General features: G+C 67.2%; 11 protein-coding genes. 10 read left to right on the top strand and 1 reads right to left on the bottom strand.

The window, feature by feature from the left end; all coding sequences use genetic code 11:
- Positions 1-244 precede the first annotated feature (244 nt).
- The 10 genes from CupriaWKF_RS18175 (at position 245) to CupriaWKF_RS18130 (ending at position 11,213) form a co-directional block, all read left to right on the top strand.
- Complete coding sequence (locus CupriaWKF_RS18175) at positions 245-1,801, top strand: long-chain-fatty-acid--CoA ligase (RefSeq protein ID WP_276102162.1); 1,557 nt, start codon at positions 245-247, stop codon at positions 1,799-1,801.
- A 44-nt stretch (positions 1,802-1,845) separates the two neighbouring features.
- Positions 1,846-3,033, top strand: coding sequence for a lipid-transfer protein (locus CupriaWKF_RS18170; RefSeq protein WP_276102161.1), 1,188 nt, complete (start codon positions 1,846-1,848; stop codon positions 3,031-3,033).
- Positions 3,034-3,053: 20 nt separating this feature from the next.
- The gene (locus CupriaWKF_RS18165) at positions 3,054-3,497 is read left to right on the top strand and encodes a MaoC family dehydratase N-terminal domain-containing protein (RefSeq protein WP_276102160.1); all 444 of its coding nucleotides are present in this window, start codon (positions 3,054-3,056) and stop codon (positions 3,495-3,497) included.
- 10 nt (positions 3,498-3,507) lie between these two features.
- On the top strand, positions 3,508-3,924 hold the full coding sequence (locus CupriaWKF_RS18160; RefSeq protein WP_276102159.1) for a MaoC family dehydratase: 417 nt from the start codon (positions 3,508-3,510) through the stop codon (positions 3,922-3,924).
- Between the two features lie 53 nt (positions 3,925-3,977).
- Positions 3,978-4,808: an SDR family oxidoreductase gene (locus tag CupriaWKF_RS18155; protein ID WP_276102158.1), complete on the top strand. Its 831-nt coding sequence runs from the start codon at positions 3,978-3,980 to the stop codon at positions 4,806-4,808.
- A gap of 18 nt (positions 4,809-4,826) precedes the next feature.
- Positions 4,827-5,975, top strand: coding sequence for an acyl-CoA dehydrogenase family protein (locus CupriaWKF_RS18150; protein ID WP_276102157.1), 1,149 nt, complete (start codon positions 4,827-4,829; stop codon positions 5,973-5,975).
- 129 nt (positions 5,976-6,104) lie between these two features.
- Positions 6,105-7,106: a tripartite tricarboxylate transporter substrate binding protein gene (locus CupriaWKF_RS18145; RefSeq protein WP_276102156.1), complete on the top strand. Its 1,002-nt coding sequence runs from the start codon at positions 6,105-6,107 to the stop codon at positions 7,104-7,106.
- 93 nt (positions 7,107-7,199) lie between these two features.
- Entirely contained in the window at positions 7,200-8,114 is a 915-nt protein-coding gene (locus CupriaWKF_RS18140; protein WP_276102155.1) for a TauD/TfdA family dioxygenase, read from the top strand.
- Between the two features lie 29 nt (positions 8,115-8,143).
- On the top strand, positions 8,144-9,580 hold the full coding sequence (locus tag CupriaWKF_RS18135; protein ID WP_276102154.1) for an aldehyde dehydrogenase family protein: 1,437 nt from the start codon (positions 8,144-8,146) through the stop codon (positions 9,578-9,580).
- A gap of 16 nt (positions 9,581-9,596) precedes the next feature.
- Positions 9,597-11,213, top strand: coding sequence for a GMC family oxidoreductase N-terminal domain-containing protein (locus CupriaWKF_RS18130; RefSeq protein WP_276102153.1), 1,617 nt, complete (start codon positions 9,597-9,599; stop codon positions 11,211-11,213).
- A gap of 614 nt (positions 11,214-11,827) precedes the next feature.
- Here the strand turns inward: CupriaWKF_RS18130 and serA are convergent.
- Positions 11,828-13,030 (bottom strand): phosphoglycerate dehydrogenase, encoded by a 1,203-nt coding sequence (gene serA, locus CupriaWKF_RS18125; RefSeq protein ID WP_276102152.1) that lies wholly within the window; start codon positions 13,028-13,030, stop codon positions 11,828-11,830.
- Positions 13,031-13,166: the final 136 nt, after the last annotated feature.

Below are 13,166 nucleotides of genomic sequence, written 5' to 3'. Positions count from 1 at the left end.
TTGCGTGATTTGTGATGAATCATACGCATTTCAGGTGTCTGACTCAGGAAAAACGCGATTGTTCCACGGTGATGTACGCCTGTCGTAGTTCTTTCGGACGATTTGGCGGCTGGCGGGATTTTCCTCCCTTCGGCCGACGACAGGCCATCCGGCGGCTCCTAAAGTGGCCGACTACAGCGGGGCGCCACGTCCGCCGCCGCGACACCGCGACACCGCGCCACCGCGCCACCGGAGACTTCGCAGTATGTACCTGACCCAGGGGCTGCACCGCTGCCTGCAGCAAACGCCCGATCGCACCGCCACCGTTTTCCGTACCCGCCGCCAGACCTTCCGCCAGCTTGGCGACCGCGTCGCGCGCCTGGCCGGCGCCCTGCGCCAGCTCGGCATGGCCGAAGGGGACCGCGTCAGCATGCTGGCGCTGAACTCCGACCGCTACATCGAATACATGCTGTCCGTCTGGTGGGGCGGCGGCGTGCTCAATCCCGTCAATACCCGCTGGAGCGTGCCGGAGATCGTCTACTCGCTGGACGACTGCGACACCGGCATCCTGATCGTCGACGACCACTTCCTGCCCCTGGTGGCGGGCATTGTGGCCGGCGCCAGCCGCAAGCCGCTGCTGATCCACGCCGGCGACGGCCCGGCGCCGGACGGCATGCTGTCGTACGAGCAACTGGTGGCCGATGCCGCGCCGGTCGATGACGCGCTGCGCGGCGGCGACGACCTTGCCGCCATCATGTACACCGGCGGTACCACGGGCAAGCCCAAGGGCGTGATGCAGTCGCACATGAACCTGTGGTCATCGGCGATCTCGCGCATGGCCCAGTACCCGTGCCCCGAAGACACCATCACCCTCCACGCCTGCCCGCTGTTCCATACCGCCGCCATGGCCAAGGCCGTGACGCTGTTCATCGCCGGCGCCACGCACGCGCTGATCCCGGCCTTCGATGCCAGGGAAGTGCTGGAGACCATGGTGAGCGAGAAGGTCAACGAGATCCTGCTGGTGCCGACCATGCTGCAGGCAGTGTTGTCCCATCCCGACTTCGCGAGCCATGACCTGAGCGGCCTGCAGCGCATCAACTACGGCGCCTCGCCGATCAGCGCCGGCCTGCTCGACGCGGCGCTGGCCGCGCTGCCGCAGGTGCAGTTCTATCACGCCTACGGCCTGACCGAGGCTGCCCCGGTGGTCTCCGTGAATCCGCCGGCCAACCATGGCCCGGAAGGCCGCGCCAGCGGCCTGTACCGCTCGGCCGGCCGCCCCGGCTTCGGCGTCACCGTGAAGATCGTCGACGAGCAGGGGATTGAAGTCCCGCGCAATTCGGTGGGCGAGATCGTGGTGCGCGGCCCCAATGTCATGCAGGGCTACTGGAACAAGCCCGCCGAAACAGCCGAGACCTTGCGCGGCGGCTGGCTGCACACCGGCGACGGCGCCTACATGGATGAAAACGGCTACCTGTTCATCGTCGACCGCCTCAAGGACATGATCGTCAGCGGGGGCGAGAACGTCTATTCGGCGGAAGTCGAGAACGTGCTCTCGCGCCATCCGGCGGTGGCGTCGTGCGCCGTGATCGGCGTGCCCGATGCGCGCTGGGGCGAAGCCGTGCACGCCGTGGTCGTGCTCAAGCCCGGCGCGCAGGCGGACGAAGCCGCGCTGCGCGAGCACTGCCGCCAGTTCATCGCCGGCTACAAGTGCCCGAAGAGCATCGAGTTCCGTGGCGAGATGCCGCTGTCCGCGGCCGGCAAGATCCTCAAGCGCGACCTGCGCGCTCCCTACTGGCAAGACAACGCCCGGCAGGTCAACTGAAGCGGCCGCCTCCCTTCAATTTCCATTCTGAGCAGGAGCTCGACATGAGCAACAAAGTGGTAGTAGCCGGCGTCGGCATGATTCCCTTCACCAAGCCGGGCGCCAGCGATGACTATGGCGTGATGGGCGCCAACGCCGCCAAGGCCGCGCTGGCCGACGCCGGCATCGACTACGCGCTGGTCGAGCAGGCCTATGTGGGCTACGTGTTCGGCGACTCCACGTCCGGCCAGGCAGCCATCTACGGCGTCGGCCTGACGGGTATCCCGGTCATCAACGTCAACAACAATTGCGCCACCGGCTCGACCGCGCTGTTCCTGGCACGCCAGGCGGTGGAAAGCGGCGCGATCGAATGCGCGATCGCGGTCGGCTTCGAGCAGATGGTGCCGGGCGCGCTCAAGGGCGCCTATACCGACCGTCCGGGTCCGATGGAGCGTTTCGCGAAGACCATGGCGCAGGTCCAGGGCTTCGACGAGCAGGCGCCGCGCGCGGCCCAGTTCTTCGGCGGTGCGGGCCGCGCGTACATGAAGGAATACGGCATCCGCCCCGACACCTTCGCGCGCATTTCGGTCAAGGCCCGCCAGCATGCCGCGCGCAATCCGTTCGCGGTGTTCCGCAACACCGTGACGCTGGAAGAGGTGATGGCGGCGCCGACCGTGTTCGATCCGCTCACGCGCCTGCAGTGCTGTCCGCCGACCTGCGGCGCGGCCGCCGCGATCCTGTGCTCGGAGGCGTTCGCGCGCAAGCATGGCCTGGACGCCCGCGCGAGGATCGCCGCGCAGGCCATGACCACGGACCGCAACAGCACCTTCGACGAAGGCGACATGCGCAAGGTGGTGGGCTACGACATGACCGCCGCCGCCGCGGCTGCCGTGTACGAGAAGGCCGGCGTGGCGCCGACCGACATCGACGTGGTCGAACTGCACGACTGCTTCACGGCCAACGAGCTGATCACCTATGAAGGCCTTGGCCTGACGCCGGTCGGCACCGCCGAGAAGTTCATCGTCGACGGCGACAACACCTACGGCGGCCGCGTGGTCACCAATCCGTCCGGCGGCCTGCTGTCCAAGGGCCATCCGCTCGGCGCCACCGGTCTCGCGCAATGCGCCGAACTGGTCTGGCAACTGCGCGGCAAGGCCGGCGACCGCCAGGTCGACGGCGCGCGCCTGGCGCTGCAGCACAACCTGGGCCTCGGCGGCGCCTGCGTGGTGACGCTATACGAACGCCAGCAGTAAGCAGGAAAGGAAGCCGCAAGATGATTGACAAGATGCATATCGGCGCAGTGATCTCGCGCCACTCCGTCGACGTGGAGGCCGGGCGCCTGCGTTTCTTCGCCAGGGCGACGGGGCAGACCGACGCGCGCTACATCGACCTCGCCGCAGCCGAGGCCGCGGGCTATCCGGGCCTGCCGGTGCCGCCGACGTTCCTGTTCTGCCTGGAGATGGAGTCGCCCAATCCGCGCGCGATGATCGAGCGGCTGAACATCGACATCGGCAAGGTCCTGCATGGCCAGCAGCATTTCGAGTATCGCCGCATGGCCTATGCGGGCGAGCGCCTGACCTTCGAGACCCGCGTGGCCGACATCTACGACAAGAAGGGCGGCGCGCTGGAGTTCGTGGTGCGCGAAACCCGCGTGACCGATGCCAAGGGCGAACCGGTCGCCGACCTGCGCAGCACCATCGTCGTGCGCAACAGCTAAGGAGACAGCCATGCAGACCCTCCGGTTTGATGAGATCGCGGTCGGCACGGAGCTGCCGTCCTTCACCGCGCCGCCGCTGAGCCGGCTCACGCTGGCGCTGTATGCGGGCGCCTCGGGCGACCACAACCCCATCCACGTCGATATCGACTTCGCGCGGCAGGCCGGCATGCCCGACGTGTTCGCGCACGGCATGCTGTCGATGGCCTACCTCGGCCGCCTGCTGACCAACTGGGTGCCGCAGGAGGCCATCCGCAGCTTCTCGGTGCGCTTTGCCGCCATCACGCATGTCGGCGATGAAATCGCCTGCACCGGCAAGGTAGTGGAGAAGGACGACGCCACGCGCACCGTGCGTGTGGCACTGCAGACCCGCAACCAGGCGGGCGAAACCAAGCTGTCGGGCGAGGCACTGATCGCCCTGGCTGCCTGACGCGGCGCCGCACCGGCGGGACATTCAACAGATCAGCAAAGGAGCATTGGGAAATGAGCAAGCTTGTCGACAAGGTCGCAATCGTTTCGGGTTCGGGCCGCGGTATCGGCCGCGAGATCGCGCTGAAGCTCGCCAGCGAAGGCGCGGCCGTGGTCATCAACGACCTCGACGCCGAGCCGGCGCAGGCCGTGGTGCAGGAAATCGTCGCCGCCGGCGGCAAGGCAGTGGCGTGCGTGGGCAGCGTCACCGAAGCCGACTTCGGCACCCGCTTCGTGGGTACCGCGCTGCAGACCTTCGGGCGGCTGGACATCATCGTCAACAATGCCGGCTATACGTGGGACAACGTGATCCAGAAGATGACCGACGAGCAATGGTCGGCCATCATGGACGTGCACGTTACCGCGCCGTTCCGCATCCTGCGCGCGGCCGCCGACTACTTCCGCGAAGCCGCGAAGAAGGAAGCCGAGGCCGGCCAGGAAGTGTTCCGCAAGGTGGTCAATATCTCGTCGGTCTCGGGCGTGATGGGCAACGCCGGCCAGGCCAACTACTCGGCCGGCAAGGCCGCCATCAACGGCCTGACCAAGGCGCTCGCCAAGGAGTGGGGCCGCTACAAGGTCAACGTCAACAGCGTGGCCTTCGGCCTGATCAAGACCCGCCTCACCGAGGCCACCGCCGGGGCGGACAATACCTCGACGCTGAACATCGGCGGCAACGAGATCAAGGTCGGCGTGAATCCGCAGCTGATGAAGAATATCGAAGCCATGATCCCGCTGGGCCGCGGCGGCACCCCGGCCGAAGCGGCTGGCTCCGTGTACCTGCTGTGCATTCCGGAATCCAACTACATCACCGGCCAGGTGCTGATCTGCGGCGGCGGCCGTCCCTGATCGGGCAGGAGCGACATCATGGCATTCAATCAACGACCCTGGATCACGGACGACCTGGCCATGTTCCAGGACGGCATCCGCAAGTTCATCGAGCGCGAACTGGTTCCGCACGAGGACCGCTGGTGGAAGCAGCAGCACGTGGACCGCGAGGTCTGGCGCACGGCCGGCGAGATGGGCATGCTGTGCGCGAGCATTCCCGAGGAGTACGGCGGTGGCGGCGGCAACTTCGCGCATGAGGCCATCATCACGCTGGAGCAGTCGCGCGCCGGCGTGAGCAGCCTGGGCACCAACGTCCACAGCGGCATCGTGGCGCACTACATCCTGCGCTATGGCACCGAAGCGCAGAAGCGCCACTGGCTGCCGAAGATGGCCAGCGGCGAGATGGTCGCGGCCATTGCCATGTCGGAGCCGGGCGCCGGCTCCGACCTCAAGAGCATCAAGGCCCGGGCGGTGCGCGACGGCGACCACTACGTGCTCAACGGCTCGAAGACGTTCATTACCAACGGCTTCCTGGCCGACCTGATCCTGGTGGTCTGCAAGACCGATCCGGACAAGGGCGCCAAGGGCGTGTCGATCGTGGTGGTCGAGACCGAGAACCTGCCCGGCTTCCGCCGCGGCCGCATCCTCGAGAAGATCGGCCAGAAGGGGCAGGACACCGCCGAGCTGTTCTTCGACGACGTGCGCGTGCCATGCGCAAACCTGCTCGGCACGGAAGAGGGCAAGGGTTTCTACCAGCTCATGCAGCAGCTGCCCCAGGAACGCATGATCATCGCGCTCGGTGCGCTGTCGGCGATGGAGCGTGCGGTCGAGCTGACTACCGAGTATGTGCGCGAACGCAAGGTGTTCGGCGCCACGCTGCTCGACATGCAGAACACCCGCTTCAAGCTCGCCGAGTGCAAGACCAAGGCCGTGATCGCGGGCGCTTTCGTGGACGACTGCATGGCCAAGGTCCTGCGCGAAGAACTCGATCCCGAGACGGCGGCCATGGCCAAGTGGTGGGGCACACAGACCAGCTGCGAGATCATCGACGAATGCCTGCAGCTGCACGGCGGCTACGGCTACATGATGGAGTATCCGATCGCACGGATGTACGTGAATGCCCGTGTGGGCAAGATCTACGGCGGCTCGAACGAGATCATGAAAGAGATCATCGCGCGCACGCTCTGACCTTCGCAGTATGCAGGACTGTGGCTGCACGACCAGGCCCGCCAGAGGCCGGCTGCAGCCGCAGCGCAGTCAGTCGAACCCGTGCCGCCCGGCACGCGGAAGAACAAACGACAATGTGGAGACACCAAGATGCAGCAGCAAAGACGAAAGGTTTTGCAGCAGTTGGGACTCGGACTGGCGGGCGCTGCGCTCGGCGGGGTCAGCTTCAGCGCCAGGGCGCAGGCGAATGGGGCGGGCTACCCGTCGCGTGCGGTGCGGGTTGTGTACCCCTACCAGGCGGGGGGTACCGGCGACGTGGTGGCGCGGCAGATTGCGGAAAGCCTCGCCAGGTCCTGGGGCAAGCCGGTGATCGTCGATAACCGGCCCGGCGCCGGCGGCATGATCGGCGCGGACATGGTGGCCAAGGCCGAGCCCGATGGCCACACGCTGCTGCTGACGCTGACCGGCATGGTGCAGGCGCCAAGCCTGTACAGCAAGGCACCGTACAACCCGGTGCGCGACTTCGCGCCGATTTCGGAACTGGCAACCTCGAACCTTGCGCTGGTCGTGCAGCCCTCGCTGGGCGTGAACAGCGTGAAGCAGCTCATCGACTATATCGGCAAGCAGGGCAAGCCGCTCGCCTATGGATCGTACGGACTGGGTTCCAGCGGCCATCTGTACATGGAGATCTTCGCGCGCAATACGAACGTCGCGCTGACGCATGTGCCCTACAAGGGGGAAGCGCCGTTGATCAATGACCTGCTGGGCGGGCAGCTTCCGGCCGGCATGATCGCCGCGGTCAGTGCGCGCCAGCATGCCGCCACCGGCAAGCTGCGTGTGCTGGCCGTGGCCGGCGCGGCGCGCTCGCCCTTGCTGCCCGATGTGCCGACATTCGCCGAAGCCGGCGTGCGCGGGCTGGAGCGGCAGGGATGGGTCGGCATGTTCGCGCCGGCCGCGACGCCGCGCGCGATCGTCGAGAAGGTCTCGGCGGATGTCAACCGCACGCTCGCCAACTCGGATTTCCGCGCGCGCATGGTGGATCTGGGCATCGTCCTGAAGGGCAGCACGCCCGCGGCCTTTGCCGATGTCGTCAAGGCCGAGCAAACGTACTGGGCCGAAGCGATCCGTGCTTCGAACATCCGCCTGGACTGACGCGAGGGCCGCCGGGAACCCTGCCGTGGCGCGGCATATCCTTGCCACGGTCCTGCACCCTTATCCGAGTATCCGAGTATCCGAGGAGACCAGATGACCAATAGCAATGCTGCAATCCAGCGGAAGGAAGTATCCGCAGAGCCCGCCGCCGCGGGCTACCATGGGTTCTCCGTCACCCGCATGACGCCCACGATCGGTGTCGAGGTCGACGGGATCGACCTGCGCGAGCCGCTCGACGACGCGACCCTTACCTCGCTGCGCCAGGCGCTGGTGCGCCACAAGGTGCTGTTCTTCCGCGACCAGGACATCACCCCGGCCCAGCACGTCCAGCTCGCGCGCCGCTTCGGGGAACTCGAAGTCCATCCGGTGTTCCCGCACCACGCCGATCATCCGGAACTGGTCCTGCTGGGCGGCAGCAAGGACATGCGCGGCCGCGAGAACATCTACCACTCCGACGTTTCCTGGCGCGAGGTGCCGTCGATGGCATCGATGCTGCGCTGTGTGGAATGCCCGGAGTCCGGCGGCGACACGATCTGGGTCGACATGGCGCGTGCCTATGCGGCGCTGCCGGACGCGGTCAAGGAACGGATCGAAGGCCTCGACGCCGTGCACGACATCATGCCAGGCTTCGGCGCGCGCATGACGCCCGAGGAGCGCGAGATCAACCGCAAGAAGTTCCCGGCGGTCACGCACCCGGTCGTGCGCACGCACCCGGAGAGCGGCGAAAAGATCCTCTATGTCAACGAAGGCTTCGTCACGCACCTCGCCAATTTCGGCGAGAAGGCGCAGTTCCGCGTGGGCTTCGACTTCCGCTACGGCGAGCTGGACCTGCTGCAGTACCTGTTCCGCCAGGCCGCGGTGCCCGAATACCAGGTCCGCCTGAAGTGGCGGCCCAACATCATTGCGTTCTGGGACAACCGTTCGACGCAGCACTACGCCGTGCAGGACTATTACCCGGCGGTGCGCCGCATGATGCGCGCGACCATCATCGGCGACAAACCTTTCTGAAGCGCCCCCACTTTCAGGAGCTACGATCGATGCACCATCTCAATACGTTCTATATCGGGGGCGAGTGGGTGACTCCCGCCGACGGTTTCTCGCTGGCGGATATCGTCAACCCCGCGACGGAGGCTGTGATCGGCATGGTCGCCATGGGCGGCGCGGCCGATGTGGACCGCGCCGTGGCCGCCGCGCGCGACGCCTTCCCGTCGTGGTCCAGGTCCAGCCGCGAGGAGCGCCTGGCGCTGCTGCGCCGCATTGCCGATGGCTACAAGGCGCGCATTGGCGAGATCGCCGAGGCTATCAGCACGGAGATCGGTGCCCCGCTGTGGTTGTGCCGCGAGTACCAGGCGCCGATGGGCCTGGTGCAGCTGCAGTCGGCCATCGCCGCGCTGGAAGCCTTTGAGTTCGTCACCGCCAGCGGCACCACGCAGGTGGTGCGCGAGCCGGTCGGCGTGACGGCGCTGATCACGCCATGGAACTGGCCGGTCAACCAGATCGCCGCCAAGGTCGCACCCGCGCTGGCGGCGGGCTGCACGGTGGTGCTCAAGCCGTCCGAGATCGCGCCGCTGGATGCGCGCATCTTTGCCGAGATCGTGCATGAAGCCCGCGCGCCGGCAGGCGTGTTCAACATGCTGTTCGGGACCGGTCCCGCGGTGGGCGCGGCACTGTCGCGGCATCCGGGCGTGGATATGGTCTCGATCACGGGGTCGACGCGCGCCGGCGTCGACGTAGCCGTGCAGGCCGCGCCCACGGTCAAGCGCGTGGCGCAGGAACTTGGCGGCAAGTCGCCCAACGTGATCCTGGATGACGCCGATCTCAAGGCAGCGGTGTCGACGGGCGTGGTGAGCTGCATGCTCAACTCGGGCCAGACCTGCACGGCGCCCACGCGCATGCTGGTGCCGCGCGCGCAATACCAGGCGGCCATCGCCATTGCGCAGGCGACGGCGCAGGCGCTGACGGTGGGCGACCCCGCCTCGCCGGACAGCAAGCTGGGCCCCAGCTCGAACCGGGCCCAGTATGAACGTGTGCAGCGCATGATCGAAGCAGGTATCGGCGAGGGCGCGCGTGTCATCGCGGGCGGTCCCGGCCGGCCTGACGGGCTCGCGCAGGGCTACTACAACCGCCCGACCGTGTTCGCCGACGTCGACAACGACATGACCATTGCCCGCGAAGAGATCTTCGGGCCGGTGCTGGTCATGATTCCCTATGACGACGAGGCGGAGGCCATCCGCATTGCCAACGACACGCCGTACGGACTGGCCGCCTATGTCTGGTCGGGCGACCCGGCGCGCGCGCGCCGCGTGGCGGGTGAGCTGCGTGCGGGCTCGGTGCAGATCAATGGTGCCCGGATGGACTTCAACGCGCCGTTCGGCGGCTACAAGGCGTCGGGCAACGGCCGCGAATTTGGCGCCTATGGCCTGGCAGAGTTCCTGGAGTACAAGTCGGTCGCCGGCTGTGCCGTGGATGCATGAGGGAGTGAACGCATACATGGAAACCTTTGACTATCTGGTGGTGGGCGCGGGCTCGGCGGGCTGCGCCATTGCAGCGCGGCTGGCCGAGGATCCCGCCGTGACCGTGGCCCTGATCGAGGCCGGTCCGAGCGATCACCACATCAGCGTCTGGATGCCCATCGGCATGGCATCCACTGTGCGCAATCCCGGGCCGCGCAACTACGGCTATTACACTGCGCCGCAGCCGGGCTTCAACGGCCGCCAGGGCTACCAGCCGCGCGGCAAGGGCCTGGGCGGCAGCTCGTCGATCAACGGCATGGTCTATATCCGTGGCCACCGCAACGACTTTGACGACTGGGCGCGTCTGGGCTGCACCGGCTGGAGCTATGAAGAGGTGCTGCCATACTTCCGGCGCAGCGAACACCATGAGGACTACAGCGGCCGCGACGACAACCGCTGGCACGGCGGCTCGGGGCCGCTGCGGGTCAGCAACCTGCGCTCGCCCAATCCGTTCTCGATCCGCTTTGTCCAGGCCGCGATCCAGGCCGGCTACCCGGCGAACGGCGACTTCAATGGGGCGGAGCAGGAGGGCGCGGGCCTGTACCACGTCACGCAGCACCGGGGCGAGCGCTGGAACACGGCGCGCGCCTACCTGCACCAGGGCAATGCCGGCGACAAGACCCTGAGCGGTGGCCGGCGCAACCTGACGGTGCTGGTCGAGACGCAGGTGCTGCGCATCGACTTCGAGGGCGCGCGTGCGACAGGCCTCACCGTGGTGCGCGGCGGCGTGGAACAGAAGCTCGCGGCACGGCGTGAAGTCGTTGTCAGCGCGGGCGCATTCAACTCGCCGCAACTCCTGCTCGCATCGGGCGTGGGACCGGCACAGGAGCTGCGCGAACTGGGCATCGGCGTCGTGGCCGACCTGCCGGGCGTGGGCAAGAACCTGCAGGACCATCCGGACGTCATTCTCAACAAGCAGGTGCATTCGCTGGACCTGTTCGGCCATTCGCTGCCCGGCTTTGCAAAGCTTTCGATGGAGCTGCTGCGCTACCGCCGCAAGCGTACCGGCATGGCCAGCAGCAACTTCGCGGAAGCCGGCGCCTTTGTCCGGAGCCGGCCGGGCCTGGTCGTACCGGACCTCCAGCTGCACTTCATTCCGGCACTGCTCAACCATGGCAGCGACAGGAAGAAGCTGGGCCACGGCTATTCGTGCCACGCCTGCGTGCTGCGTCCGAAGAGCCGCGGTGAAGTGCGCCTGCGTTCGCGGGACATGCGCGAGGCGCCGCTGATCGATCCGCGCTTCCTGAGCGATGAAGAGGACATGACCGGCATGGTGGCAGGCGTGCGCGCGATCCGCCGGATCTTTGCCCAGGAGGCGCTGGCCAGTGCCGGCGGCCGCGAGCTGTTCACCGACGACTTCGGTCCGGGCGAGGGCAGCCAGCAGGTCATCGAGGCCTTTGTGCGCGAGCGTACCGACAGCGTCTACCATCCGGTCGGCACCTGCAAGATGGGGGTGGACGAGATGGCCGTGGTGGATCCGGCGCTGCGCGTGGTCGACGCTTCCATCATGCCCACGCTGGTCGCGGGCAATACCAACGCGCCGGCGATCATGATCGCCGAGAAGGCGGCCGACCTGATCCGGGCGAGCCGCTAGCGGGCAGCCAGTCACGTCGGGGACCGCCACGCGTGCCCCCGGCGCAAGCCTGCGACGCGCCTTTACATGTACGTAGCTAAGACGACGTAGGCGTCTGCGGCGCCATGACGGCCGGGAACCGGCTCCAGCCTCAGTAGGGCGGCACCCACCCTGGTGCTCGCTTCACTGCCGGCATTGGCGGTGCCGAGATCGATGCTGACGGGCTGCCCCGTTGCCGACAGACAGGTGGCGCGGACCATCTGTGCGCCCCGTTGGAACCCGCAGGAGGGCTCCGTAATGGCCCCCTGGAATCTGATGGTGCCGGATTGCGCGGCTGCGGTGCCGGCAATGCCGGCCGCGAGCCACAACGATAGTCCGAGCCGGCGCACCCGCGCGGGCCCGCGTCTTCCTTTTCGGTCCATATCGACTCCTTCCATGGGTGGATGCGACCCGGCCGCCTCGGTATGGCACTGAGCGCGGCTGTGTATCAGGCGCTCCTATCCCCGATAGCGGCTGAACGGGGCAGGGCTTTAGTAATTTCCTTAAAAATATTGCAGGTTGTTGATGTCGGCCCGGCGAGCCTGCCACCCGCTACCGGGTCGCGGCGTTGCCTGCGGCCCGACAGGCGGAACGGCTTACCGCACCAGCAGCCGCGAACGCACGAAGCCGGCGTGGGTGCGCAAGGCTTCCATCATCGCGTCGGACGGCACCCGGTCGAGGTCCGTGACCACGTAGCCGGTATGGCCGCGCGTCTGCAGGTGCTGGCCGTTGATGTTGACGCCGTCCTGCGCCAGCAGCGTGTTGAGCGCGGCCAGCGCGCCGGGCGCGTTGCTGTGGATGTTGAGCAGGCGTGCCGGCGCCTGAAGCGGACCAGGGTCGACCTCAGGAAAATTCACCGCGCCGATGGTGCCGCCGGTTTCCAGGAAGTTCAGCAGCTTGGCGGCCACCTCGGTACCGATGTTCTCCTGGGCTTCCTCGGTGCTGCCGCCGATATGCGGCGTCAGCAGGACATTGGGCAGTTGCTGCAGCGGGCTGGAGAACGGATCGCTGTTGGTCTTGGGCTCCTGCGGGAACACGTCGATCGCGGCGCCGCCCAGGCGCTTGTCGCGCAGCGCCGCGGTCAGCGCTTCGATGTCCACCACGGTCCCGCGCGAGGCATTGATGAGGATCGCCCCTGGCTTGAAGCGGGCGAGCACGTGCGCGTCGATCATATTTCGCGTGCGCGCGGTGGCTGGCACGTGCAGCGTGACGACATCCGCCTGCGACACGGCTTCCTCGAGCGTACCGGCGGCGCGCGCCGAGCCGAGCGACAGCCTGGCCAGCACGTCGTAGTACACCACGCGCATGCCCATCGATTCGGCCAGTACGCCGACCTGGGAGCCGATGTTGCCGTAGCCGACGATGGCAATGGTCTTGCCGCGCGCCTCGAACGCACTGCTGGCGCCCTTGGCCCACTTGCCTGCATGCGCGAGTGCATTCTTCTCCGGAATCCTGCGCAGCAGCATCACGGCTTCGGACACGACCAGTTCCGCCACCGAGCGCGTATTGGAGAACGGTGCGTTGAAGACCGGAATGCCCGCTGCCGTTGCGGCATCCAGGTCGACCTGGGAGGTGCCGATGCAGAAGCAGCCGATGCTGAGCAGGTCTGGCGCGCTGCGGATGTCGTCCGCGCGCAGGTGCGTGGCGGAGCGGATGCCCACCAGGTCATGGCTGGACAGCGCTTCGCGCAGTTCGTCGCCGGCCAGTGCACCGCTGCGGCGTTCGACCGTCAGGCCGGCTTCGCCGAGGCGCGCCGTGGCGCTTGGATGGATGTTTTCGAGCAGGATCGCAGTGGTCACGTTCGGGTTCCGCGCAAGAAGAGAGCAAGGGAGCCGCGTGCGGTCTCTGCTGCATCGCGGCGAGTTCTATTCTGCGCGAAAATACCGCCGTGGTCCCGGTGACCCTTCCGCCAACGTTGGCTCCCCCGGGGCGCGG

It is taken from the genome of Cupriavidus sp. WKF15 (assembly GCF_029278605.1).
Classification (GTDB): domain Bacteria; phylum Pseudomonadota; class Gammaproteobacteria; order Burkholderiales; family Burkholderiaceae; genus Cupriavidus.
This window is presented reverse-complemented; position numbering and strand designations above follow the sequence as displayed.

Bases quoted from the DNA above. Each gene is read 5' to 3' on its own strand.
- CupriaWKF_RS18140 (WP_276102155.1), top strand. From the start codon at position 7,200: ATGACCAATAGCAATGCTGCAATCCAGCGGAAGGAAGTATCCGCAGAG.
- CupriaWKF_RS18135 (WP_276102154.1), top strand. From the start codon at position 8,144: ATGCACCATCTCAATACGTTCTATATCGGGGGCGAGTGGGTGACTCCC.
- CupriaWKF_RS18170 (WP_276102161.1), top strand. From the start codon at position 1,846: ATGAGCAACAAAGTGGTAGTAGCCGGCGTCGGCATGATTCCCTTCACC.
- CupriaWKF_RS18175 (WP_276102162.1), top strand. From the start codon at position 245: ATGTACCTGACCCAGGGGCTGCACCGCTGCCTGCAGCAAACGCCCGAT.
- CupriaWKF_RS18150 (WP_276102157.1), top strand. From the start codon at position 4,827: ATGGCATTCAATCAACGACCCTGGATCACGGACGACCTGGCCATGTTC.
- CupriaWKF_RS18165 (WP_276102160.1), top strand. From the start codon at position 3,054: ATGATTGACAAGATGCATATCGGCGCAGTGATCTCGCGCCACTCCGTC.
- CupriaWKF_RS18145 (WP_276102156.1), top strand. From the start codon at position 6,105: ATGCAGCAGCAAAGACGAAAGGTTTTGCAGCAGTTGGGACTCGGACTG.
- CupriaWKF_RS18130 (WP_276102153.1), top strand. From the start codon at position 9,597: ATGGAAACCTTTGACTATCTGGTGGTGGGCGCGGGCTCGGCGGGCTGC.
- CupriaWKF_RS18155 (WP_276102158.1), top strand. From the start codon at position 3,978: ATGAGCAAGCTTGTCGACAAGGTCGCAATCGTTTCGGGTTCGGGCCGC.
- CupriaWKF_RS18160 (WP_276102159.1), top strand. From the start codon at position 3,508: ATGCAGACCCTCCGGTTTGATGAGATCGCGGTCGGCACGGAGCTGCCG.